Raw genomic sequence first — 23,728 nt, 5'->3', positions numbered from 1 at the left:
GCCCGGGGGCGGGGCCCGGTGAAGAATGGCCCCATGGATCTTGGACTGAGGGACCGCGTGTTCGCTGTCACCGGGGCGACGCGCGGTCTCGGCCACGCGACCGCCGAGGCGCTCGTCGCCGACGGCGCGAAAGTCGTCGTGACGGGCAGGGAGCAGGAGAGCGCGGACGCCGCCGCGGCGAGGCTGGGCGCCGGTGCGGTCGGTGTCGGCGGGGACAACGCGGACCCCGGGCTGGCCGGGCGGCTCGTCGCGACCGCGCGGGAGCGCTTCGGGCGCTTCGACGGTGTCCTCGTGAGCGTGGGCGGCCCGCCGCCCGGCTTCCTCGGCGACCTGGACGACGAGCGGTGGCGCGCGTCCTTCGAGTCGGTCTTCCTCGGCGCGGTGCGGCTCGCGCGGACGGCGGCGGCCGAGCTGGGCGAGGGCGGCGCGATCGGGTTCGTGCTCTCGTCCTCGGTGCACGAGCCGATCCCCGGGCTCACGCTCTCCAACGGCCTGCGCCCCGCCCTCGCGGGCGTCGCGAAGTCCCTCGCGACCGAACTCGGCCCCCGGGGCATCCGCGTCTTCGGCGTCCTGCCGGGCAGAATCGCGACGGATCGCATCCGCGAGTTGCACGGGGGCGGGGAGCCGGACGCGGGCGGGATTCCCCTGGGGCGGCTCGGCGCGCCCGAGGAGTTCGGACGGGTGGCGGCGTTCCTGCTCTCCCCCGCCGCCTCCTACATGACGGGCGTGATGGTCCCGGTGGACGGCGGGGCGCGGCACGGGTTCTGACGATCCAGCTCCCGGGCGCGCCCGCGGGCGGCTACTGCACCCGCTCCGCCCCGTGCGGTACGCCGTTCATCCGGACCTCGGCCCGCATGTTCCCCTGGCCCGTCGCCTCCTTCGCCGCTCTCAGCGTCTCCGTCACCGCGTGGTGCTGGACGAGCAGGGGGGCGGCGTCGGGGGCGAGCGTCAGGTGAAGGTGGGCGACCGGGGAGCCGGGGCGACCGCGGAGGCGGACGCGGGCGCGTTCGACGCCGTCGAGGCGTTCGGTGTGGGCGGCGAGGGCCTGTTCGAGTGCCGAGCCGCGCAGGTTGGCGCTGTCGCCGTTGCCGGTGTCGAGCGGGAGCGCGGACAGGTGCCTGCGGCGCAGCCCGGCGGCGAGCCACCACAGGGCGAGCAGCAGGAGCACCGCGAGCGCGGCGATGACGACGGGCCACCACCAGCCCTCCTCGCGCCAGCGGGTCCGCTCCCCCGCCGTGAGCAGGACGTCGTGCTCGCTCTGGTGCACCCACCAGTGCGGCGGGTTCACGCCGTAGCCCACGGCGAGGACGGAGCCGCCCAGCGCGATGAGGACCAGCCCGGCGAGGGCGAGCAGGACGCGGTTGAGGGTGCGCAGCATGCCGCTCAGTCCTTCCCCGGGCGCCGTACCCGCACGACGAGGCGCGGGGTACGGGCGAGGCCGAGTTCCGTGAGGGTGGAGCCGAGGGTCTGGGAGAGTTCGGCCCGTACCTGGTCGAGATCGCGGAAGTGCGCGAGCGCGCGCACCTTGACCTTGTGGCGGCGCACGGTGACGTGGGCCGAGCGGATGCCGGAGACCTGGGTGGCCCGGTCCCGTACGACCATCGCGGCGGCCTGCCGGTGGAGCGCGCCGCGCACCCCTTCGTAGGGCCTGCGCATCGGCAGGAGCCGGCGGCGGCCCGGGGTGAGGGCGAGGAGGAGGAGCCACAGGCCGAGCGCGGCGGCGACGCCCGCGCCGACGAGGACCCAGGTGTCGTCCAGGCGGTGGTCCGCGAGTCCCCGGGCGAGTTCCTTGCGCCAGCTCATCGCGGAGTGCCCGGCGCGCACGGCGACGACGTCGTAGAGGAAGAGGCCCGAGGCGCCGGTGAGGACCAGCGCGAGGATCGTCGCGGGGACGCGGCGCGCCGACCAGAAGCGCCCGGCGCGGGCCACGGGGCGGGCGTCCGGGTCGGGGAGCGGCGCCGCCGCGTGGGCGCCGGTCCTCGCCGCGGAGGCGCCGGTCTTCTCCAGGACCGGCGGGCGCGGGCTGTCCGCGGTGCTCACGGGGCTGCCTCCGGGGATGGTTCCTGAGCGTCCGGCGGGGACCCGGCCGACGGTACGGGTGCGGGCGACAACTGCGGGGCGAGATGCAGCCGTTCGACCTGCACGGCGACCTCGGGGACCCGCATCCCCGCGAGGTCGCCGACGCGTTCGGCGACCCGCTGGCGCACCGCGCCGCACTGGGCGCCGAGGTCGCCCGGATAGGCCAGCTCGACGCTGACCCGGACGCGCGCGGTGTCGCGGTGCACGGAGACGGCCGTGCGCGGGGCGCGCGCTCCCGGGGGTACGGGGGCGATCGCCTCGCGGGCGGCCTGCGCGGCAATCTTGGCGACGACGCGGTCGGCGATGCGGGTCGCCCCGCGCTCAGCGGGCTCGACGGCGTCCTGACCCTGCACTCCCCCTCACCGCCGGTCGCCGCGATCGCGCGGCCGGAAGAACTCCCCGGGCTCCAGGTCCCCGTCCAGGAACCTGCCCACGACGAAGCCCACGGCGCCGAGCGCCGCGACCAGCAAGAACGCGCCGAAGCCGCCGAAGTACCCGGCGAAGCCCAGCGCCATGCCGACGATCAGACCGAGCACGGCCCAGCTCATGGTGTCCTCTCCCGTTCCACCCGGCCCCGCGTCACTGGACGCGCGAGCCGGCGTTGTCGTCCTCGTCGTCGCTCTCGTCGGGCAGCTTGACGTCGCTGACGAGGATGTTGACCTCGACGACCTCCAGGCCCGTCATCCGCTCGACCGCCGTGACGACGTTCTCGCGGACGTTGCGCGCCACCTCCGCGATCCGCTCGCCGTACTCGACGACGATCTCCAGGTCGATCGCGGCCTGCTTCTCGCCGACCTCGGCCTTGACGCCGCGCGTGACCGACTTGGAGTTGCTCGCGCCGGGGACGCGGTCGCGCATCGCGCCGAAGGTGCGGGCCGCGCCGCTGCCCATCGCGTGCACACCGTAGACGTCGCGGGCCGCGAGACCGGCGATCTTCTCGACGACACCGTCCGCGATGGTGGTCTTGCCGCGCACCGCGGCCTCGCCGCTGCTCTGGTTCTGCGTGTTCTCGCTCATGGGGCTCCAGCCTTCCTCGAAAGGGGCACTGAAAGGGGCACTCCTTCGAGCACACTAAGGGGCCACGCGCCGCTTCGCGCCTCGACGCGGCGCCCTGTACGGCACGCTGGGCCCATGACGGAACGGCGATGGGACCGCACAGTACGTGATCAGCTCGCGCTCGGCAGGCTGTTGCCCCTGGCCGGGGCGCCCGGCGGCGCCTGGCTCACGGAATCGGCCGCTTCGGCGGCGTTGCGCCGGACGGGTGAGGGCGTGCCCGGGGCGGAGCTCGTGAAGGTCTCCTTCACGGCGGCCGGGGAGGAGGGCGCGGCCCCGGGCGGGGGCTTCCCCGCTCCCGCGACGGCTCCCCCGCCCGGCCCCCTCGTGCTCACGGCGACGTGCGGGGTGCACGCCCGGGGAGCGCTCACCGAGGTGACGGACGCGCTGCGCGCGGCGCTCGCCCGGACGGCTCGCGACGGCCTCGGGCTCGATGTCGCGGCCGTGGACCTGCGGGTCGCCGAGCTGCTCGACGAGGCGCCGGAGCCCGCGCCCCGCGCCGAGGAGGCGTCCGGCGGGGACACGGAGCCGGGCGGGGACGGGGAGGAGGCCGCGGTGGGGCGCGCCGTGCTCGCGGTGCCCGGTGTCGCGGGGCTCGCGCGGCGCTTCGGTACGGGCGGGCGCGCGGTGCGGCTCGGGACGGCGGCGGACGGGGCGCGGGCGGTGCGCGTGGAGCTGACCGCCTCGGGAGGGCGCCCGCTGCCCGGCACGGTCGGCGCGGTGCGCGAGGCGGCGGCCGGGGTGCTCGGGGCGGGCACGGACGTGGCGGTGCTGGTCACCGGGTGGCGGGGGTGAGGGGCCGCACCGGGTGAGGGCGATACAGCGTAAGGCCGTACGGCGGCGGGGGCCGTACGGGGTGGGCGTCGCGGCCCGTCCCGTACGGCCCCGGGCCGCTCGCCGCTACTCGCCGCCCATCAGTTCCCGCAGGCGGCGGCCCTGGGCCTGGCGCTCCGCGGCGCGCTGCTCCTCGAAGGGGCGGTGGACCGCGCCCTGGAGGAGCGCCTTGGTCTCGTTGACCGCGTTCCGCGGCGCCGCGAGGAGCGCGCTCGTGAACTCGGTGACGGCCGCGTCGAGGGCCTCGGCGGGGACGACGAGGTTGGCGAGGCCGATACGGGCCGCCTCGGCCGCATCGACGTACCGTCCCGTCGCGCAGATCTCCAGCGCGCGCCCGTAGCCGACGAGGCCGACGAGGGGGCTCGTGCCGGTGAGGTCGGGGACGAGGCCGAGGCTGGTCTCGCGCATCGCGAAGCGCGCGTCCTCGGCGCAGACGCGCAGGTCGCAGGCGAGGGCGAGCTGGAAGCCCGCGCCGATGGCGTGGCCCTGGACGACGGCGACCGAGACGAGGTCGGGACGCCGCCACCAGGTGAACGCCTCCTGGTAGAAGGCGATCGTCTCGTCGAGTTCGGCCTCGGGGGCCTTGGCCAGGGTGAAGAAGGAGATGTCGCCCGGGAAGCCCTCGGGCGTGAAGGCACGCCGGTCGAGCCCCGCGGAGAAGGACTGGCCCTCGCCGCGCAGCACCACGACGCGCACGCTGCCGGGGAGTTCCCGTCCGGCACGCGCGAGCGCCCGCCACAGCGCGGGAGTCTGGGCGTTCCGCTTGGCCGGATTGGTCAGCGTGACGACGGCGATCTCGTCCCGTACCGCGAGGCGGACGCCGTCCTCCTCGAAGACGAGGTCGCCGGGTGCGGGGCTTGCCGTGTCCTGGGCGGGTGTGGTCATCGCGGGCCTCCGGGTGCCTGTGCCGTCGTAAGTGACTGCACAGTAACCACCCGGCCGGGGATCCGGACACCCGGGTGGTCACCGCGTGGAGCCCACTCCTCGCGAGGTACGCGAGGCGTCAGGACGTGCGGCGACAGCTCAGCTCGCGCCGCTCGTCTTCTTGCCCCGGGTCGCTCCGCCGCGTCCGCGCAGCGTCACGCCCGATTCCTTGAGCATGCGGTGGACGAATCCGTAGCTCCGGCCCGTTTCCTCGGCCAGTGCACGGATACTCGCTCCGCCGTCGTACTTCTTCTTCAGGTCTGCCGCGAGCGTGTCGCGCGCGGCGCCGGTCACCCGGCTGCCCTTCTTCAGAGTCTCGGCCACCCGTGCCTCCTCATGGGAAGTGCGCTCTGGACTCTCATGATCACCCCTGTCGGCAATCCTGGCCACCCATTCGGCAAGGTCCACAGGAGGAGCTTTGGGTAAAGCACTGCGGTCCGCAGGGGTGGAATTCCCGGTTCCGTCCGCGCGCGGCTGTGTTCACACACGGAATTACCCGGGGAAACCGCTGGTGGGAGCGGTGCGGGCGGAATTGGTCGCGGAACTTCGCGGGGACGGGAATATCACTCGCCGACACTCCCGGATACGAGGTGTTCTCACCCAGATGACGGAGTTCCGGCACGGCCGAATGATCGAGTGGTCATCGATCATTCGGCCGTGCCGGGAGTGATCTCGTGCGTCCGCAGGGGCGCGAGCGCGCGGGTGCGGGCGGTGCGCGGCCCGCTCAGGCGAGGGCGACGAGGTCGCGGTAGCCCGCGCCCCACAGGTCCTCGATGCCGTCGGGGAGCATGATGATCCGCTCGGGCGAGAGCGCCTCGACGGCGCCCTCGTCGTGGGTGACGAGGACGACGGCGCCCTTGTACGTGCGCAGGGCGCCGAGGATCTCCTCGCGGCTGGCGGGGTCGAGGTTGTTCGTCGGCTCGTCGAGGAGGAGGACGTTGGCGGCCGAGACGACGAGCGTCGCGAGCGCGAGGCGGGTCTTCTCGCCGCCGGAGAGGACCGCGGCGGGCTTGTCGACGTCGTCGCCCGAGAAGAGGAAGGAGCCGAGCACCTTGCGCACCTCGACGAGGTCGAGGTCGGGCGCCGAGGAGCGCATGTTCTCCAGGACCGTGCGCTCGGGGTCGAGCGTCTCGTGCTCCTGCGCGTAGTAGCCGAGCTTGAGGCCGTGGCCCTCGACGACCTCGCCCGTGTCGGGCTGCTCGACGCCCGCGAGGAGGCGCAGGAGCGTCGTCTTGCCCGCGCCGTTGAGGCCGAGGATGACGACGCGGGAGCCCTTGTCGATCGCGAGGTCCACGTCCGTGAAGATCTCCAGGGACCCGTACGACTTCGAGAGGCCCTCGGCGGTGAGCGGGGTCTTGCCGCAGGGCGAGGGGTCGGGGAAGCGGAGCTTGGCCACCTTGTCGGACTGGCGCACGTCCTCCAGCCCGGCGAGCAGGCGTTCGGCGCGGCGGGCCATGTTCTGCGCGGCGACGGTCTTGGTCGCCTTGGCACGCATCTTGTCGGCCTGCGCGTTGAGCGCGGACGCCTTCTTCTCGGCGTTCTGGCGCTCGCGCTTGCGGCGCTTCTCGTCGGCCTCGCGCTGCTGCTGGTAGAGCTTCCAGCCCATGTTGTAGATGTCGATCTGGGAGCGGTTCGCGTCGAGGTAGAAGACCTTGTTGACGACCGTCTCGACGAGTTCGACGTCGTGGGAGATCACGATGAAGCCGCCGCGGTAGGTCCGCAGGTAGTCGCGGAGCCACACGATCGAGTCGGCGTCGAGGTGGTTGGTCGGCTCGTCGAGCAGGAGGACGTCCGCGTCGGAGAAGAGGATGCGGGCGAGCTCGATGCGACGGCGCTGACCACCGGAGAGGGTGTGCAGCGGCTGTCCGAGCACGCGGTCCGGCAGGCTCAGCGCGGCGGCGATCGTGGCGGCCTCGGCCTCGGCCGCGTACCCGCCCTTGGTGAGGAACTCGGTCTCCAGGCGCTCGTACCGCTTCATCGCCTTCTCGCGCGTGGCGCCCTGCCCGTTCGCCATGCGCTCCTCGTTCTCGCGCATCTTGCGCAGCGTCACGTCAAGGCCGCGGGCGGAGAGGATGCGGTCGCGGGCGAGGATGTCGAGGTCGCCGGTACGGGGGTCCTGCGGGAGGTAGCCGACCTCGCCCGAGCTGGTGATGGTGCCGCCGGCGGGCTGGCCCTCGCCCGCGAGGCACTTGGTGAGCGTGGTCTTGCCCGCCCCGTTGCGGCCGACGAGGCCGATGCGGTCGCCCTTGGCGACGCGGAAGCTGGCGTTCTCGATGAGGATGCGGGCGCCGGCGCGCAGCTCGATGCCGGTGGCGGTGATCATGGACGTACTCCTGGGCGTGTGGGACGGCGGGGGGCGGGGCGGGGCGGAATGCCGTCGCGCTAATGCGCAAGGAGGAGGGCCATGGCTTCAGTCTAACCGGGGACGAAGGCTGCCCTTTCTGCGGGCCGAGGTCGCGGGGCTCCGCCCCGGGCCCCGCTCCTCGACCGCCGCGGGGGCTGGATCGCGGGCCCCGCTCCCCGATCGCCGGAGGGGCTGGAGAGCGGTCCGCCGGGACGGGAACCCTCGTTCCGGTCAGCCCCCCGTGTGGACCTGGAAGGCCGCTCTGCGGACCGCTTTGGCGAGGGCCGGGTCGGGATGGGCCGCCGCGAGGGCCAGGAGGACCTGCACGGTGAGGGGGTGGCCCGCGGCGCGTACCTCGTCGAGGAGGGCCGGGATCGTGGGCTGGTGGGCGGCCTCGATGTGGCGCACGAGGAGTTCGGTGTCGCCGTGGTCGTTGAGGGCCGCCGCCGTGTCGATCCACAGCCAGGTCGACTCCTCGCGGGTGAGGAGCGCGTGCGCGTCCTCGGCGTCGCCGCCCTCCTGCTCGGCGAGCCAGAGGAGCGCGTACGGGCGCAGCGGCAGGTCCGCGCTGACCTCGCGGACGCCCGGCTCGGCGGGGGCGCCGACCGCGCGCAACGCCTCGAAGGCGAGCTGGCGCAGCAGCGCGTCGTCGCCGCGCGCGGCGTCGAGGAGCTCCTGCACGGCGGTGCCCACGGTGCGGGCGGCGATCCAGGCGCGGTACTCGGCACGGGCCTCGCCGGGGCGCAGCCGTACGCAGCCGCGCAGCATGTCCTCGGCGGACTGCTCGATGTTCCCGGCCGGGGACTGCGCGGCGACGCAGATCTGTTCGAGCTTGACCCACACCGCCCAGCTCCCGAGCGGGGTGAGCGCGATGTCCCCGCCGTCCCCCTCGGGGAGCGTGAGGGCGCCGACGCCCGCGAGCCGGTCGAGCGCCCAGTCGAACAACTCGGGGAGCGGGGCCGGCGCGGGCACGGTGAGGCCGGGCGCGGGAAGTTCGCAACGCGCGTCACGCAGCTCGGTGATCCGCTGGTCGAGGAGGTCGAGCAGCTCTTCGCGGGGGGCCGTGCCGGCCGAGAGCTGGAGCACCGAGAGGAGCTGCGGCATCGCCTCGACGACCTCGGCGACGGCCGTGGGGTCGATGGGGGTCGCGGACTCGGCGTGCGCGGGGTGGAAGAGCGACCAGGCGTCGAAGAGCGCGACCCAGCCGCGCAGCACCGCCATGTCGTCGCGGTCCCAGGCCCGCAGCCGCCAGCCGGGGCGGGCGTGGCCGCCGTGGGTCTCGACGAGACCGGCGAGCCGGGCGGCGTCCCAGTGGGCGCGCACCTCGGCGGGCCGGAGGCCGAGCGCCGCCGCGGCCTGGCCGGCCTGGGCGGGGCTGAGCGTGCCCTCGTGGCCGCGGGGGGCCGGGGGTGGGGTGCGCAGGGGGCCGGTGGCGGCGGGGCGGAGGGCTTCGGCGCTCCAGCGGGCGAGCGCGGCGGCGCCGGCGAGGACGGTGCGGGCCGCGCGGGCCAGTTCGGTGGGGGGCGGGGTGCCCTCCGGCGGGCGGGGAGCGGGACGGCGTGGCCGCCCTTCCGCGACCGTACGGACGGGAGCCGCGAGCGGGGCGCGGCCGACGAGTCGGAGCCTGGAGTCGCGCGGGATACGGGACGTCACGCAAGGCAGTCTCCCCGTTGACGGCCCGAAAGCCCAAACGGAATGCGCGAGACCGGTACGAAAGGGGTGTTCGGGGGTGGGTCCGGGCCGGGCGGGGCGTCGCGGGGCTCTGCCCCGGGCCCCGCTCCTCAAGCGCCGGAGGGGCTGAATTTCGGTCGGCCCGAACGGTTGGGGACTGGCCCGCCGGGCGTGCCCCTCGGGGCTCCGCCCCCGGCCCCGCTCCTCAAGCGCCGGAGGGGCTGGGATGTGGGGAGCGGCTGGGATGGGGGGCTGTTACATCAAGGGGGTCAGGAAGCGGCGGAGGGCTTCCTCGTAGGTGGTCGGGTCGCGGTTCCAGGCGGCGCTGTGGGGGGCCTTGTCGACCGTGTGGGTGACGATCAGGTCGGGGCGGGAGCGGGCGAAGGCGCGGGCCAGGGGGTAGGGGGCGAGGGCGTCGTCCTCGCTCTGGGCGAGGAAGACCGGGACGCGCAGGGCCTGCGGGTCGGCCGCCCTGTCGACGCGTTCCTTCGGCAGGCCCGCGCGGCCCTCCGCCGCCCGTACCGCGAGCGGCAGCACGAAGCCCGGGGTGCGGCGGGCCCTGGCGAGCCCTTCGAGCGCGTACTGCCAGCTCAGGACAGGTGAGTCGAGGACCAGGCCCGCGATGCGGTCGCGGTGCTCCGAGCGCGCCGCGACGCGCAGCGCCATCGACGCCCCCGTGGACCAGCCGAGCAGGACGACGCGCCGCGCCCCGTGCCGCACGGCCCACCGCACCGCCGCTTCGAGGTCCTGCCACTCGTCCGCGCCGAACCGCGAGAGGCCGCCCTCGGCCGCCGGGGCGCCCGGGTCGCCGCGGTAGGCGAGGGCGAGCACGGGGAACTGCTGCCGGTGCAGGAAGTCCATGAGCACGAGCGCGTGTTCCCGGGTCGTGCCGAGTCCGTGCGCGGCGATCACCCACGTCGCGCGGGCCGCCGGGACGAACCACGCGGGCAGCGCGCCCGGCAGGCCCGCGATCTCGACGTCCTCGTAGTCGAGGCCCAGCGCCGTGCGCGGTGTGCCCGTGTAGACCTGCGGGGTGAGCTGCGCGTGCGCTCCTGGCTTGAACTCACCTGCTCCGTCGAGGAGTTCGCGTACCACCGTGTCCGCCTTGTGCGCCTCCGCCTCGAGCACCCGCCCGACGGAGGCGTGCCTGCCGTCCTCGCCCGCGAGGCCGTAGACGCCGGGGCGGAGCGAGGCGAGGGCGCGGGTGAGGGTGACGCGGTCGGCGGTCGCGGTGTGCACGGTGAGTTTCGGCTCGGTGGGGAGCGGGCGGCCGGGGCGGGGCCGCAGGCCCGCCTCGCCCGCGAGCCGCCCGGCGGCGACGGCCGCGGCACCGGCGCCGAGCAGGGCGGTCAGCGCCGCCGCGGTCGCTTGGGCGGTGGTCTTCACGGTGCGCACCCCGCCAGTCTCCGCCCGCCCGCGCGACCCGGCCACCGGACGGCCGCGGGTGGGTGAGGACGGTGCGGGGGGACGAGGGCGCCGGGGGCACGGGAAGGGGGCCGCGTGCGGCCGGGCGGGGTGGGGCGGGGGGCCGCCAGCCTTTGGCGGGGCGGCGGCTCGGGCGGTGGCGGCGGGCCAGCCGGGCGAGACGCACCAGGCGGCGGGCGGTGAGGGCCGGGCCGACGACGGGGAGGCGGCGGGCGACGAGGAGGACGCGGAAGCGGGTGGGGAGGCGGCGGGTGAGATGGCGGCCGAGGTGGTGGGGGGCGGGGATGCGGGGCAGGGCGGTACGGCTCGGTTTCGGCACGGGACGATTCCTCTCCGGGCACCTGCGGGATGCGGAGCGCCTTCCAGGCGTCTTCCCCTTCTCGGGCGCTCCTCCCGCCCCGGCCCGGCAGTGCGCCCGTGCGGCGCAGTGGCGACCCGGCGGTGAGGGCACGAGGGGGCGGGGCTCGTACCGTGCGGGCCGGGAGACGCCGGACGGCTCATGCCCGGGGCCCCGGCCCCTTCGGGCCCTGCGCCTCTGTCAGTCCGCCGTCCCGCCCGGCGGCTGTCCGTAGCCGCTCAGTGCGCGGGCCGCCTCCGCCAGCTCGTCCGGGGACAGGACGCGCGGTGTGCGGTCCGGGAGCGCGGCGGCCGTGAGCCAGACGTGGCAGAGCCAGTCGAGCTGGCTGGTGCGGTCGTAGGCCGTGGGGAGGTCGGGCCCGAGGGTCAGGGTGCCGTGGTGGGCGAGGAGGCAGGCGGTGCGGTCCGTCAGGGCGGTGCGGACCGCCTCGGCCAGGGCCTCGCTGCCGTAGAGGGCGTACGGGGCGACGCGGACCGGGCCGCCGAAGAGGGCCGTGACGTAGTGGACGGGCGGGATCTCGTCGACCAGGAGCGAGGCCGCCGTCGCGTGCACCGCGTGCGTGTGGACGACGGCCCTGGCCTCGGGGCGGTCCCGGTGGACGGCGAGGTGGAGCGGGAGTTCGCTCGTCGGGCGCAGGGTGCCGAGCACCTGCCGGCCCGCCGGGTCGACGGCCACGAGGTCGTCCGGGCCGAGTTCCCCGTACGGGACGCCCGTCGGGGTGACGAGGACGAGCGTGCCGAGCGCCGGGTCCTCGACGCGTACGGAGACGTTGCCGGAGGTGCCCGTGACGAGTCCGTCCGCGACGCTGCGGCGCGCCGTGGCGAGCAGTTCCGCCCAGGCGGCGCGGGTGTCGGATCCCGGGGTCCGTGTCATGCCCGTATCCTCGCAGCCGCTTTTCCGGGGACGCGGACGGATGAGCATCGCGAATCGCGGGCTTATTTACCGTTTTGCATATGTATCAGCCGTTACGCTCGGCAGGATTTCCGTTCGTCCTCTTCCCGCCGGGGGCTCCATGAGGCTTCTTCGCCGCACCCGTTCCGTCCTGCTCGGCCCGGCGGTCCTCGCCGCCGCGGCCCTCTCCGCGACCCCGGCCCTCGCGGCCGGGCCCGAGGGGCCGCGCGGGCACGACGTCTCCGCGCACCAGGAGAAGGTGAACTTCGCCGACGCGCGCGCCAAGGGCGCGCGGTTCACGTACGTGAAGGCGACCGAGTCGACCACGTACCGCAGCCCGGTCTTCCGGAAGCAGTACGACGACGCGGCGAAAGCGGGGCTGCTGCGCGGCGCGTACCACTTCGCGCTGCCCGACCGCTCCTCCGGCGCCGATCAGGCCGCCTACTTCGTGCGCAACGGGGGCGACTGGCGGCCGGACGGGCGGACGCTGCCGCCCGCGCTCGACCTGGAGGCGAACCCGTACAACACCCAGCACAAGTGCTACGGCATCAGCAAGCAGAGGATGCGCGCCTGGATCAGCGACTTCAGCGACGAGACGCTGCGGCTGACCGGGCGGCGGCCGATGATCTACACGAGCGCGCACTGGTGGAACACCTGCACCGGGCGCAGCACGGCCTTCGCCGACACGCACCCGCTGTGGCTCGCGAACTGGGCAGACAGCCCGGGGACGCTGCCGGCGGGGTGGGCGTACTGGACGCTGTGGCAGTACGCGGTGAAGGGACCGCTGCCCGGTGACCAGAACGTGTTCAACGGGTCCCAGGGGGACCTGGAGCGCTTCACGGACGGCTGAGGGGGCGTCGAGGGAAGGGGCGCGGGGCGCGGTGGTGCGGGAGGGGCGGCGGACGGGTACGGGGCGCAAGCGGAACCCGCGCCGGCGGCGCCCCGGGTCCCGCGCACGGGCCCGCGCGAGGGGCCGCTCCGGACGGGGTCACCACAGCGCCCGCCCCAGTTCATCTTCCGTTCACTCGGATTGCTTACGTTCGGCGTGACATTGACGTCCAACAGAAGCCTGGGTAAATGGAACACATCACGCTTCTCCTCGGGATCGTGATCGTCACCGCTCTCGTGTTCGACTTCACGAACGGTTTCCACGACACCGCCAACGCGATGGCGACCACCATCTCCACCGGCGCCCTCAAGCCCAAGACGGCCGTGGCGATGTCCGCGGCGCTCAACCTCGTGGGTGCCTTCCTCTCGGTGGAGGTCGCCAAGACGATCTCCGGGGGAATCGTCGACGAGTCCGGGCTCAGGACGGAAGTGATCTTCGCGGCGCTCGTCGGCGCCATCCTGTGGAACCTCCTCACCTGGCTGCTCGGCCTGCCCTCCAGCTCCTCGCACGCCCTCTTCGGCGGGCTCATCGGGGCGGCCGTCATGTCGGCGGGCTTCTCCAGCATCAACGGCGGCACGATCGTCACCAAGATCGTGATCCCCGCCGTGGCGGCGCCCGTCGTCGCGGGGCTCGCCGCCTTCGCGGCCACCCGGCTGACGTACCGGCTGACCCGCGGTGTCGACGAGAAGACCGGGGCGAAGGGCTACAGGGTGGGGCAGATCGCCTCGGCCGGGCTCGTCTCGCTCGCGCACGGGACCAACGACGCGCAGAAGACGATGGGCATCATCACGCTCGCCCTCGTCACGGGCGATGTGCTCAAGCCGGGGGCCAACCCGCCGGTGTGGGTGATCCTCTCGGCCGGGTGCGCGATCGCGCTCGGCACGTACCTCGGCGGCTGGCGCATCATCCGCACGATGGGCACCGGACTCACCGACCTCGAACCGCCGCAGGGCTTCGCCTCGCAGACCGGCGCGGCGACCGTCATCCTCGCCTCCTCGCACCTCGGCTTCTCGCTCTCCACGACCCAGGCGTGCTCCGGCTCGGTGATGGGCGCGGGCCTCGGGCGCAAGGGCGGCACGGTGCGCTGGTCCACGGCCGGGCGGATGGCGATCGCCTGGCTGCTCACGCTCCCCGCCGCCGCGCTCGTCGGCGCGGGCGCCGAGTTCCTGACCCGCCAGGGCACATGGGGCGTCGTGCTCACCGGGGTGCTGCTCCTCGCGGGAGCCGCGACGATCTACGTCCTGTCGCGGCGCCGGCCGGTGAGCCACCACGACGTGACCGGCGACGCCGAGCCCGCCGGAGTGATCACCCAGGCCCTCGCCTCGGTCGCGCCGCCGCCCGCCGGGACGCTCACGGTGCCGGTCCAGCCGACGGCCGCCGAGGCGCCCGACGCACTCCACCCCCCGCTCACGGCGGAACTCCCCGCCCCGGCGACGGCCGAGACCCCGCGTCACACCGCGGGCTCCGGCACCGCGGCCTGAAAGGAACCGGCATGAACATCGACTGGGCGGCACTCGGCTCCGTCTTCGGCGTGAGCCTGCTCGTCACCGTGGGCCTCGGCGGCGCCTTCGCCCTCGGCATCGCGGGCCTCTCGCGCGCCTCGGCGGCGACGGCGGCGGAGGACGGCGGTACGGGCGGCGGTACGGGCGCGGGCGGGCAGGCGCTGCTCGCCCGGCTCGGCGCGTACGCGTGCTTCGGCGTGTGCCTCGCGGCCGTCGCGTTCGGGATCTACGTGATCGTGGCCTGAGACGGACCGGCACCACGGGCCCCGCGAGGCCCCCCGCACGGGGGGCGGCGCGGGGCTTTCGCGTGGGCGGGCGGGGCGTCCGTGCGACGTGGGCGGGGGCGCGGGGGGCCGGACGTCCGGACCGGGCGATGTGCCCGGAGTGCGTCAAGTGCGAGTTGACGCCCGGTCTCGGGGCGTGATGCACTGCCGGGGCCATTTCGGCGGCTGTGGAGGAAGTACCGGTGCGAATCCGGCGCGGTCCCGCCACTGTGAGCGGGGAGTGATCCCCGTGAGTCAGGAACTCCCGGCGCCGAATCACGTCGTACCAGGGCGCGGACCCTGAGAGTAGGACACCCCCATGCCCGGCATCCGCCGCAGTGCGCACCCGCCAGCCCGCCCGTTCCCCCGGCGAGGCGTGACGGCGGACTGACGCCATGTCCGCCGGACGTGTTTTCGCGGTCGGCGCCACCGCCGGTCTGCTCGGCGACTCCCTCTTCGGCGATCCGCGCCGCGGCCACCCCGTCGCGGCGTACGGGTCTCTCGCGGGCGTCGCCGAGAAGGCGTTGTGGCGCGACCAGCGCGGTGCGGGCGCCCTGCACACCCTGCTGTGCGCGGGCGGCGCCACCGCGCTCGCCGCCGTCGCCTCCCGTACCGCCGCGCGCCGCTCCCCCGCCGCGTCCGCCGCGCTCACCGCGCTCGTGACGTGGGCCGTCGTGGGCGGTACGTCGCTCGCGCGCGAGGGCCGCGCGCTCGCCGCCGCGCTCGAAGCGGACGATCTCGCCGCCGCGCGCGAGCGCCTGCCGCACCTGTGCGGGCGCGATCCCCGCCGGCTCGACGCGGACGGCATCGCGCGCGCCGTCGTCGAGTCCGTCGCCGAGAACACCTCGGACGCGGTCGTCGGGGCGCTCGTGTGGGGCGCGCTCGGCGGCGTGCCCGGACTCGTCGCCTTCCGGGCCGTCAACACGCTCGACGCGATGGTGGGCCACAAGTCGCCGCGCCACCTGCGGTTCGGCTGGTCCGCCGCGCGGCTCGACGACGTCATGGGCTTCCCGGGCGCCCGGCTCACCGCCGGGCTCGCCGCACTCGTGGGCGGCGCGCCCCGTACCGCGCTCGCCGCCGTGCGGGAGGACGCGCACCGGCACCCGAGCCCCAACGCGGGGCCCGTCGAGGCGGCCTTCGCGGGCGCGCTCGGGGTGCGGCTCGGCGGGACGCTGTCGTACGGGGGCCGGGTCGAGCACCGGCCCGTGCTCAACGCGCGGCGCGGGCGGCCGGTCGCCGTGGCGGACGTCGAGCGGGCGGTGCGGCTCTCGCGGCGGGTGACGTGGGCGGCGCTCGGGGTGTGCGTCGCGGCGCGGCTCGTCGTCGCGCGGCGCCCGGGGGGTGCGCGGTGACCGGGGGCGGGCTGCTCGTCGCCGGGACGACCTCGGACGCGGGCAAGAGCGTCGTGACGGCCGGGATCTGCCGGTGGCTCGTGCGGCGGGGGGTGAGCGTCGCGCCGTTCAAGGGGCAGAACATGTCCCTCAACTCCTTCGTCACGCGCGAAGGCGCCGAGATCGGCCGCGCGCAGGCGATGCAGGCGCAGGCCGCGCGCGTCGAGCCGAGCGCGCTCATGAACCCGGTGCTGCTCAAGCCGGGCGGGGAGCGGTCGAGCCAGGTCGTGCTCCTCGGGAAGCCGCTCGGCGAGCTGAGCGCGCGCGGCTACCACGGGGGGAAGCAGGCGGAGCTGTTCGGGACGGTCGTGGACTGCCTCGCGGAGCTGCGGCGCACGTACGACGCGGTGATCTGCGAGGGCGCGGGGAGCCCGGCGGAGATCAACCTGCGCCGTACCGACCTCGTCAACATGGGGATCGCGCGGGCGGCCCGACTGCCGGTCGTGGTGGTCGGGGACATCGACAGGGGCGGTGTCTTCGCCTCGTTCTTCGGGACGACGGCGCTGCTCTCGGCGGAGGACCAGGCGCTCGTCGCGGGGTACCTCGTCAACAAGTTCCGAGGCGATGTCTCGCTGCTCGAACCGGGCCTGCGGATGCTGCGGGACCTGACGGGGCGGGACACCTTCGGGGTGCTGCCGTTCCGGCCGGGGCTCGGCATCGACGAGGAGGACGGCATGGCCGTCTCCCTGCGCGGCGCGGTGCGCGAGTCGCGGCTCGCGGAGCCGTTCGGGGAAGAGGTGCTGCGGGTCGCCGTGTGCGCCGTGCCGCTCATGTCGAACTTCACCGACGTGGACGCGCTCGCTGCCGAACCGGGCGTCGTCGTGCGGTTCGTGGACCGGGCGGCGGACCTCGTGGACGCGGACCTCGTGGTGGTGCCGGGGACGCGGGGGACGGTGCGGGCGCTGGAGTGGCTGCGCGAGCGGGGGCTCGCGGACGCGCTCGCCCGGCGGGCGGCCGAGGGGCGGCCCGTGCTCGGGATCTGCGGCGGCTTCCAGTTGCTCGGCGAGCTGATCGAGGACGAGGTCGAGTCGCGGGCCGGGACCGTGGCGGGGCTCGGGCTGCTGCCGGTACGGGTGCGGTTCGCGCGCGGGAAGACGCTCGCCCGGCCCTCGGGGACCGCGCTCGGGGAGGCCGTGGACGGCTACGAGATCCACCACGGGGTCGCGGAGGTGAGGGGCGGCGACGAGCCGTTCCTCGACGGGTGCCGGGTCGGATCGGTGTGGGGGACGCACTGGCACGGGTCGCTGGAGAGCGACGGCTTCCGGCGGGCCTTCCTGCGGAGGGTCGCCGCGCAGGCGGGGCGGAGGTTCGTACCGGCGCCGGACACGGAGTTCGGGGCCCTGCGGGAGGAGCAGCTGGAGGCGCTCGCGGATCTGATCGAGGAGCACGCCGACACGCGTGCGCTGCTGCGACTGATCGAGCGGGGGGCTCCGCCGGGACTGCCCTTCGTGCCGCCGGGAGCACCGGGGTGACCCCGCGGGGCCCGCTCCCCACCTGCCCGAAGGGCGCGATCACGCGTGCCCGGGCCGTGCCGCAATCCTCACGAAAGGAAGACCCCCGCATGACCACCGCCGACCATCCCTACCCCTTCACCGCCCTCGTCGGGCAGGACGATCTCCGGCTCGCCCTCCTCCTCAACGCCGTCTCCGCCCGCGTCGGCGGGGTGCTCGTGCGCGGCGAGAAGGGGACGGCCAAGTCCACCGCCGTGCGGGCGCTCACCGCGCTGCTGCCCGAGGCCGACGTCGTGGCGGGGTGCCGGTTCTCGTGCGATCCGGCCGCTCCCGATCCGCGCTGCCCCGACGGGCCGCACGCTCCCGCCCAGGCGGAGTCGCGGCGCCCCGCGCGGATGGTCGAGCTGCCCGTGGGGGCCTCCGAGGACCGGCTCGTTGGCGCGCTCGACATCGAGCGGGCGCTCGCCGAGGGCGTCAAGGCGTTCGAGCCGGGACTGCTCGCCGCCGCGCACCGCGGCATCCTCTACGTCGACGAGGTCAACCTTCTCGGCGACCACCTCGTGGACCTCCTGCTCGACGCCGCCGCCATGGGTGTCTCCTCCGTGGAGCGCGAGGGCGTCTCCGTGCGGCACGCCGCGCGGTTCCTGCTCGTCGGGACGATGAACCCCGAGGAGGGCGAGCTGCGCCCGCAGCTCCTCGACCGCTTCGGGCTCACCGTCGAGGTCGCCGCCTCGCGCGAGACCGACGAGCGCGTCGAGGTCGTACGGCGCCGGATGGCGTACGAGGACGACCCCGCCGCCTTCGCCGCGCGCTTCGCCGGGGACGAGGCGGCGCTGCGCAGCCGGATCGCCGAGGCCCGCGCGCTGCTGCCCCGCGTCGTCCTCGGGGACACCGCGCTGCGGCAGATCGCCGCGACGTGCGCCGCCTTCGAGGTGGACGGGATGCGCGCCGACCTCGTCATGGCCCGTACCGCGACGGCCCTCGCCGCCTGGGCCGGGCGCGAGAGCGTGCTCGCCGAGGACGTGCGGCAGGCCGCGCTCCTCGCCCTGCCGCACCGGGGGCGCCGCAACCCCTTCGACGCCCCCGGGCTCGACGAGGACAAGCTCGACGAGGTGCTCGACGAGAACGCCGGGCCCGAGGAGGAGCCGGAGGGCCCCGGCGACGGGGACGGCCCGGACGGGCCCGGCGGCGGGGGCGATGTCCCGCCGCAGGGCGGGGATCCGGAGGACCGCACCGACCGGGGTGAGGACGGCGGTTCCTCGGACGCGCCCGGCGACGCGCCCACCGGCCCCGCGGACGCCCCGGACGCCGACGCCCCGGCCCCCTCGGACGCCTCCGCCCCCTCGGACGCCGAGGGAAAAGGCCGCGCGGGCGCCGCTGAGCAGCCCGCCGCCTCCGCCTCCGCCCCCTTCCGCACGAAGAAGCTGACCGTTCCCGGGCTCGGTGAGGGCGCCGCCGGGCGGCGGTCGCGGGCGCGGACCGCGCACGGCAGGACGACGGGCTCGTACCGCCCGCGCGGGGGCGCGCTCGGCTCGCTGCACCTCGCCGCGACGGTCCGCGCCGCCGCCCCGTACCAGAAGGCGCGCGGGCGCACCGGCGCCGGGCTCCTGGTGCGCAAGGACGATTTGCGGCTCGCGAGCAGGGAGGGGCGCGAGGGCAATCTCGTGCTCTTCGTCGTGGACGCCTCCGGGTCGATGGCGGCGCGGCAGCGGATGGGCGTGGTCAAGGGCGCGGTGCTCTCGCTGCTCCTCGACGCCTATCAGCGGCGCGACAAGGTGGGGCTCGTGACGTTCCGGGGGCGCGAGGCGGGTCTCGCGCTGCCGCCCACGTCGTCGGTGGACACGGCGGCGGCCCGGCTCGAATCCCTGCCGACCGGGGGCCGGACGCCGCTCGCGGCGGGCCTGCTGAAGGCGCGCGACGTGCTGCGGATCGAGCGGCTGCGCGATCCGGCGCGGCGCGCGCTGCTCGTCGTCGTGACGGACGGGCGGGCGACGGGCGGTCCCGAGCCGCTGCCGCTCGCGCGGCGCGCGGCCGGGCTGCTCGCGGCGGACGGGACGGCCTCGGTCGTCGTGGACTGCGAGACGGGGCCCGTGCGGCTCGGGCTCGCTGCCGATCTCGCGGGGCGGCTCGGGGGGAGCGCGGTGACGCTGGACGAGCTGCGCGCGGACGCGCTCGCGGGGCTCGTGAAGGACGTACGGGGCGGACAGGGCTCGACAACAGGGAGGGCGGCGTAATGCCGCAGGGACAGCCGGCCGTCGTGCCGGACGACGGGATGACGACACGCCAGCGGCGCAACAGGCCGCTCCTCGCGGTCCACACGGGACCGGGCAAGGGCAAGTCGACGGCCGCCTTCGGGCTCGCGCTGCGGGCCTGGAACCAGGGGTGGCCGATCGGGGTGTTCCAGTTCGTCAAGTCGGCGAAGTGGAAGGTCGGCGAGGAGAACGCGCTGCGCGTGCTCGGGACCTCGGGCGAGGGCGGCACGGTCGCCTGGCACAAGATGGGCGAGGGCTGGTCCTGGGTCCAGCGCGACGGCCAGGACTCCAACGAGGACAAGGCCCGCGAGGGCTGGGAACAGGTCAAGCGGGACCTGGCCGCCGAGACGTACAAGCTGTACGTCCTCGACGAGTTCGCCTACCCGCTGCACTGGGGCTGGATCGACACCGCCGAGGTCGTCGAGACCCTGCGTACCCGCCCCGGCAACCAGCACGTCGTCGTCACGGGGCGCAACGCGCCGCGTGAGCTGATCGACGCGGCGGACCTCGTGACCGAGATGACGAAGGTCAAGCACCCGATGGACGCGGGGCAGAAGGGGCAGCGGGGCATCGAGTGGTGACGCTCCCGCAGGGGCGGGGCGGGGGCCGCGAGGCGTGACGCGGGGCCGGTCGCCCGGCCCCGCCGCCCCGCGCTCCCCGGTGGCCGCGAGGCCGCGCCGCCCCGTCCCGTACCACCGATCCGCCCTCCCGGGCCGCAGCTCCCGGGCCCTGAAAGCAGCACACGATGACCGCACAACCCAGCCCCGCGCCCCTGCCCCTGCCCCTGCCGCCCCGGCTCGTCGTCGCCGCGCCCTCCTCGAACAGTGGCAAGACGACCGTCGCGACCGGGCTCATGGCCGCCTTCCGCGCCGCCGGGCTCTCCGTGTCGCCGCACAAGGTCGGGCCGGACTACATCGACCCGGGGTACCACGCGCTCGCGACGGGGCGGCCCGGCCGCAACCTCGACGCCTACCTGTGCGGCACCGACGCGCTCGTGCCGCTCTTCGCGCACGGCGCGCGCGACGCCGACCTCGCCGTCGTCGAAGGCGTCATGGGGCTGTACGACGGCGCCGCGGGGCAGGGCGAGCTGGCGTCGACCGCGCAGGTCGCGAAGGTGCTCGGGGCGCCCGTCGTGCTCGTCGTGGACGCCTCGGCGCAGTCGCGCTCGGTCGCGGCCCTCGTGCACGGCTTCGCCTCCTTCGACCCGGAGGTGCGGATCGGCGGGGTGATCCTCAACAAGGTCGGCTCCGACCGGCACGAGGAGTTGCTGCGGGCCGCGCTCGACGAGGCGGGGGTGCCCGTGCTCGGAGTACTGCGCCGGACGAAGGAGCTGTTCACGCCCTCGCGGCACCTCGGACTCGTCCCGGCGGCCGAGCGGCGCGCGGAGGCGGTCGACGCGGTCGCCGCGCTCGCCGCGCACGTACGGGAGGGCTGCGACCTGCCCGCGCTGCTCCGCCTCGCGCACTCCGCGGCGACGCGGAGCGCGGTGCCCTGGCAGCCGCCGCTCGCCCCGGTGCCGGACGGCGGGCGGCCCGTCGTGGCGGTCGCGGGCGGGCCCGCGTTCACGTTCTCGTACGCGGAGCAGACCGAGGCGCTGACGGCGGCGGGCGCGGAGGTCGTGAGCGTGGACCCGCTGCGCGCCGAGGAACTGCCCGAGGGGACGCGCGCCTTCGTCGTCGGCGGGGGCTTTCCCGAGGTGTACGCGCCCGAGCTGGCCGCCAACGCGCCGCTGCGCGCGGCCGTCGCGGGCCTCGCGCGGGCGGGCGGGCCGGTGTGGGCGGAGTGCGCGGGGCTGCTCTACCTGGCGCGCTCGCTCGACGGGGCGCCGATGTGCGGCGTGCTCGACGCGGACGCGCGCATGACGGAGCGCCTGACGCTCGGATACCGCGAGGCGGTCGCGGTCGGCGACAGCGCGGTGGCCGCCGCGGGGACGCGGACGCGGGGGCACGAGTTCCACCGCACGGTGATCGAGCCGGGCGCGGGCCCGGCCCCGGCGTGGGGGCTGCGGCAGCCGCGCGCCCGCCTGGAGGGCTTCGTCCGGGCCGAGATCCACGCCAGCTACCTGCACACCCACCCGGCGGGCCTCCCCGAGGCGGCGGCACGGTTCGTGGCGCGGGCGGCGGGGGCGGGACGGGTGACGGGGTGAGCGGGGCCCCGCTACTCCCCCGCGAAGCCGATCACGAGCCACATCAGGGCCACGCCCGCGACCGTGCACAGGAGGGTGGAGCGGGCCGGGTGGCTGTGGCTGGCCTCGGGCAGGATCTCGGCGGCGGCGATGTAGAGGAGGACGCCGCCGAAGAAGCCGAGGTAGCAGGCGAGCGCTTCGCCCGGAATGGTGAACAGGAGCGTCGACGCGGCGCCCGCGACAGGGGCGACGGCGTCGGCGCCGAGCATCGCGAACGCCTTGCGGCGGGCGTTGCCCGTGGCGCGCGTGAGCGTGTACGTGTTGAAGCCGTCCGCGAAGTCGTGGCTGATGACGGCGAGCGCGACGGTGAAGCCGATCGCCTCGCCGACCTGGAACGAGGCGCCGATCGCGATGCCGTCGGCGACGCTGTGCCCGACCATCGCGGCGGCGGCGCCGATGCCGACCTGCGGGACCTGCTCGGGGTTCTTCGCCCCGTGGGCGGCGCGGCGCAGCGCGAGGAGGCGTTCGACGACGTGCGCGGTGAGGAAGCCCGCGACGAAGAGGAGCAGCGCGGCGGGCACGCCCCACACCTTGCGCCCCGCCCCCTCGACGGCCTCGGGCAGCAGGTCCAGCCCGACGACGCCGAGCATGAGCCCGCCCGCGAAGCCCAGGACGAGGTGGCGCCGGTCGGTGACGTGGTGCGCGGCCCAGCCGCCGACCAGCGTCATCACGAAGGAGCCGAGGGCCACGAGCACGACCATGCCTCCTTGCTAGCGGACGGCGCGCCCCGCCGCACCTCGTCCCTCGTGGTCGGTGTCGGCGCGGCGACGGGCGCGACGGCCGCCGAGATCGAGGCGCTGGTACGGGGCGCGCTCGGCGCGGCCGGGCTGCCGCTCGCGCGCGTACGTGCCGTGGCGACCGTCGACCGACGCGCGGAGGCGCCCGCCGTCGTGGCGCTCGCGGCGCGGCTCGGCGTGCCGGTACGGGCGTACGCGCCGCACGAGCTGGCGGCGGTCTCCGTACCCCGTCCGTCGCGCGCGCCGCGCGCCGCGCTCGGCACCGGGTCGGTCGCGGAGGCGGCGGCGCTCGCGGAGGCGGGGGGTCGCGGGCGGCTGCTCGTGGCGAAACAGAAGTCCGCGCGGGCGACGTGCGCCGTGGCGGAGGACCCACGGGAGGGACGTGTCATGCCGTCGTACGAGCTGCGCCACCACGGGGACGCGGAGGTGCGCGGGGCCGGGCTCACCGATCTCGCGGTGAACGTGCGCGCCGGGACGCCGCCCGCGTGGCTGCGGGAGCGGCTCGCGGACGCGCTCGGCTCGCTCGCCGCGTACCCGGACGACCGGGCGGCGCGCGCGGCGGTCGCGGCGCGGCACGGGCTGGCGCCGGAGCGGGTGCTGCTCACGGCGGGCGCCGCGGAGGCGTTCGTGCTGCTGGCGCGGACGCTGCCGGTGCGGCGGCCCGTCGTCGTGCACCCGCAGTTCACGGAGCCGGAGGCGGCGCTGCGGGCGGCGGGGCACGCGGTGGAGCGGGTGCTCCTGCGCGAGGAGGACGGCTTCCGGCTCGATCCGGCGCTCGTGCCCGCCGGGGCGGATCTCGTGGTGCTCGGGAACCCGACGAACCCGACGTCGGTGCTGCACCCGGCGGACGTGATCGCCTCGCTCGCGCGTCCCGGGCGGACGCTCGTCGTGGACGAGGCGTTCGTCGACACGGTGCCGGGCGAGCGCGAGTCGCTCGCCTCGCGCACGGACGTCCCCGGGCTCCTCGTCCTGCGGAGCCTCACGAAGACGTGGGGGCTCGCGGGGCTGCGGATCGGCTACGTGCTCGGCGCGCCCGCGACGCTCGCGCGGCTCGCGCGGGCGCAGCCGCTGTGGCCGGTCTCGACGCCCGCGCTCGTGGCGGCCGAGGCGTGCTCGGCGCCCGGGGCGCTCGCGGAGGCGGAGGCGGCGGCGCGGGACCTCGCGGGCGACAGGGACTTCCTCGCGGCGGGGCTCGCGGAGCTGCCGGAGGCGCGGGTCGTGGGTCCGGCGTCGGCGTCGTTCCTATTGGTGCGGCTGCCGGGCGCGGCCGGGGTGCGGGAGCGGCTGCGCGGCGCGGGGTGGGCGGTGCGGCGCGGGGACACGTTCCCGGGGCTCGGGGACGAGTGGCTGCGGGTGGCGGTGCGGGACCGGGGGACGAGCGAGCGGTTCCTGGCGGCGGTGCGGGGCGTGGTGGGGGCCGAAATGCCGGGGGCAGGGGGCTGAGGTGTCGCGGGGGCGGGGCGGGCCGGTGGGTCGGCC

Annotated in this window: 23 protein-coding genes and 1 riboswitch; of the genes, 11 read left to right on the top strand and 12 right to left on the bottom strand. The window is 75.8% G+C overall.

Annotation, left to right across the window (positions count from 1 at the left end; genetic code table 11):
- The first annotated feature begins 33 nt into the window (after positions 1 to 33).
- On the top strand, positions 34 to 768 hold the full coding sequence (locus STTU_RS26815) for an SDR family oxidoreductase (protein WP_043256452.1): 735 nt from the start codon (positions 34 to 36) through the stop codon (positions 766 to 768).
- A 31-nt stretch (positions 769 to 799) separates the two neighbouring features.
- On the opposite strand, the gene amaP is transcribed toward STTU_RS26815, so the two are convergent.
- From amaP to STTU_RS26790, 5 genes are read right to left on the bottom strand one after another with little or no spacing between them, the layout of a single operon-like run.
- Complete coding sequence (gene amaP / locus STTU_RS26810; RefSeq protein ID WP_007828677.1) at positions 800 to 1,378, bottom strand: alkaline shock response membrane anchor protein AmaP; 579 nt, start codon at positions 1,376 to 1,378, stop codon at positions 800 to 802.
- 5 nt (positions 1,379 to 1,383) lie between these two features.
- On the bottom strand, positions 1,384 to 2,040 hold the full coding sequence (locus tag STTU_RS26805) for a DUF6286 domain-containing protein (RefSeq protein WP_009064013.1): 657 nt from the start codon (positions 2,038 to 2,040) through the stop codon (positions 1,384 to 1,386).
- Positions 2,037 to 2,432, bottom strand: a complete 396-nt coding sequence (locus STTU_RS26800; RefSeq protein WP_043256450.1) for a hypothetical protein — start codon at positions 2,430 to 2,432, stop codon at positions 2,037 to 2,039. Before STTU_RS26800 ends, STTU_RS26805 begins: the two co-directional genes overlap by 4 nt.
- Positions 2,433 to 2,438: 6 nt before the next feature.
- On the bottom strand, positions 2,439 to 2,627 hold the full coding sequence (locus tag STTU_RS26795) for a hypothetical protein (RefSeq protein ID WP_007828675.1): 189 nt from the start codon (positions 2,625 to 2,627) through the stop codon (positions 2,439 to 2,441).
- Positions 2,628 to 2,658: 31 nt separating this feature from the next.
- Positions 2,659 to 3,096 (bottom strand): Asp23/Gls24 family envelope stress response protein, encoded by a 438-nt coding sequence (locus STTU_RS26790; protein ID WP_007828673.1) that lies wholly within the window; start codon positions 3,094 to 3,096, stop codon positions 2,659 to 2,661.
- 114 nt (positions 3,097 to 3,210) lie between these two features.
- Here STTU_RS26790 and STTU_RS26785 point away from each other — a divergent pair, with 114 nt between their 5' ends.
- Positions 3,211 to 3,927: a hypothetical protein gene (locus tag STTU_RS26785; RefSeq protein WP_007828671.1), complete on the top strand. Its 717-nt coding sequence runs from the start codon at positions 3,211 to 3,213 to the stop codon at positions 3,925 to 3,927.
- A 105-nt stretch (positions 3,928 to 4,032) separates the two neighbouring features.
- Here the strand turns inward: STTU_RS26785 and STTU_RS26780 are convergent, their stop codons facing one another.
- The 6 genes from STTU_RS26780 to STTU_RS26755 form a co-directional block, all read right to left on the bottom strand.
- Positions 4,033 to 4,851, bottom strand: coding sequence for an enoyl-CoA hydratase/isomerase family protein (locus STTU_RS26780; protein WP_007828670.1), 819 nt, complete (start codon positions 4,849 to 4,851; stop codon positions 4,033 to 4,035).
- Positions 4,852 to 4,989: 138 nt separating this feature from the next.
- On the bottom strand, positions 4,990 to 5,214 hold the full coding sequence (locus STTU_RS26775; RefSeq protein ID WP_009064022.1) for a helix-turn-helix domain-containing protein: 225 nt from the start codon (positions 5,212 to 5,214) through the stop codon (positions 4,990 to 4,992).
- Between the two features lie 400 nt (positions 5,215 to 5,614).
- Positions 5,615 to 7,213 carry an ABC-F family ATP-binding cassette domain-containing protein gene (locus tag STTU_RS26770; RefSeq protein ID WP_007828668.1) on the bottom strand — a complete coding sequence of 533 codons (1,599 nt, stop codon included), beginning with the start codon at positions 7,211 to 7,213 and terminating at the stop codon, positions 5,615 to 5,617.
- 252 nt (positions 7,214 to 7,465) lie between these two features.
- The gene (locus STTU_RS26765; RefSeq protein WP_007828667.1) at positions 7,466 to 8,887 is read right to left on the bottom strand and encodes a hypothetical protein; all 1,422 of its coding nucleotides are present in this window, start codon (positions 8,885 to 8,887) and stop codon (positions 7,466 to 7,468) included.
- A 273-nt stretch (positions 8,888 to 9,160) separates the two neighbouring features.
- On the bottom strand, positions 9,161 to 10,300 hold the full coding sequence (locus tag STTU_RS26760; RefSeq protein WP_007828664.1) for an alpha/beta hydrolase: 1,140 nt from the start codon (positions 10,298 to 10,300) through the stop codon (positions 9,161 to 9,163).
- 568 nt (positions 10,301 to 10,868) lie between these two features.
- Positions 10,869 to 11,561, bottom strand: coding sequence for a class II aldolase/adducin family protein (locus tag STTU_RS26755; protein WP_043256447.1), 693 nt, complete (start codon positions 11,559 to 11,561; stop codon positions 10,869 to 10,871).
- 139 nt (positions 11,562 to 11,700) lie between these two features.
- On the opposite strand from STTU_RS26755, the gene STTU_RS26750 reads away from it, so the two are divergent.
- The 8 genes from STTU_RS26750 (at position 11,701) to STTU_RS26715 (ending at position 21,473) form a co-directional block, all read left to right on the top strand.
- A complete protein-coding gene (locus STTU_RS26750) occupies positions 11,701 to 12,429 on the top strand; it encodes a lysozyme (protein ID WP_007828662.1) in 729 nt (242 codons plus the stop codon).
- A gap of 227 nt (positions 12,430 to 12,656) precedes the next feature.
- Positions 12,657 to 13,949, top strand: a complete 1,293-nt coding sequence (locus STTU_RS26745; protein ID WP_007828661.1) for an inorganic phosphate transporter — start codon at positions 12,657 to 12,659, stop codon at positions 13,947 to 13,949.
- 11 nt (positions 13,950 to 13,960) lie between these two features.
- On the top strand, positions 13,961 to 14,215 hold the full coding sequence (locus STTU_RS26740; RefSeq protein ID WP_007828660.1) for a hypothetical protein: 255 nt from the start codon (positions 13,961 to 13,963) through the stop codon (positions 14,213 to 14,215).
- Between the two features lie 170 nt (positions 14,216 to 14,385).
- Positions 14,386 to 14,518, top strand: a riboswitch (cobalamin riboswitch).
- A 110-nt stretch (positions 14,519 to 14,628) separates the two neighbouring features.
- The gene (locus tag STTU_RS26735) at positions 14,629 to 15,585 is read left to right on the top strand and encodes a cobalamin biosynthesis protein (RefSeq protein WP_007828659.1); all 957 of its coding nucleotides are present in this window, start codon (positions 14,629 to 14,631) and stop codon (positions 15,583 to 15,585) included.
- Positions 15,582 to 17,096 carry a cobyric acid synthase gene (locus STTU_RS26730; protein ID WP_086021161.1) on the top strand — a complete coding sequence of 505 codons (1,515 nt, stop codon included), beginning with the start codon at positions 15,582 to 15,584 and terminating at the stop codon, positions 17,094 to 17,096. Before STTU_RS26735 ends, STTU_RS26730 begins: the two co-directional genes overlap by 4 nt.
- Positions 17,097 to 17,185: 89 nt before the next feature.
- Positions 17,186 to 19,309 (top strand): putative cobaltochelatase, encoded by a 2,124-nt coding sequence (locus STTU_RS26725; RefSeq protein WP_043256444.1) that lies wholly within the window; start codon positions 17,186 to 17,188, stop codon positions 19,307 to 19,309.
- A complete protein-coding gene (gene cobO / locus STTU_RS26720; RefSeq protein WP_007828656.1) occupies positions 19,309 to 19,908 on the top strand; it encodes a cob(I)yrinic acid a,c-diamide adenosyltransferase in 600 nt (199 codons plus the stop codon). The genes STTU_RS26725 and cobO overlap by 1 nt, the downstream gene beginning before the upstream one ends.
- A 164-nt stretch (positions 19,909 to 20,072) precedes the next feature.
- Entirely contained in the window at positions 20,073 to 21,473 is a 1,401-nt protein-coding gene (locus STTU_RS26715; protein WP_007828655.1) for a cobyrinate a,c-diamide synthase, read from the top strand.
- Positions 21,474 to 21,484: 11 nt separating this feature from the next.
- Here the strand turns inward: STTU_RS26715 and STTU_RS26710 are convergent, their stop codons facing one another.
- Positions 21,485 to 22,213: a ZIP family metal transporter gene (locus STTU_RS26710; protein WP_007828653.1), complete on the bottom strand. Its 729-nt coding sequence runs from the start codon at positions 22,211 to 22,213 to the stop codon at positions 21,485 to 21,487.
- A gap of 45 nt (positions 22,214 to 22,258) precedes the next feature.
- On the opposite strand from STTU_RS26710, the gene cobC reads away from it, so the two are divergent.
- Complete coding sequence (cobC, locus tag STTU_RS26705) at positions 22,259 to 23,692, top strand: Rv2231c family pyridoxal phosphate-dependent protein CobC (RefSeq protein WP_007828651.1); 1,434 nt, start codon at positions 22,259 to 22,261, stop codon at positions 23,690 to 23,692.
- Positions 23,693 to 23,728: the final 36 nt, after the last annotated feature.

The organism is Streptomyces sp. Tu6071 (assembly GCF_000213055.1).
GTDB lineage: Bacteria > Actinomycetota > Actinomycetes > Streptomycetales > Streptomycetaceae > Streptomyces > Streptomyces evansiae.
The sequence above is the reverse complement of the archived record's forward strand: the minus strand, read 5'-3'. Positions and strand labels throughout refer to the sequence as shown.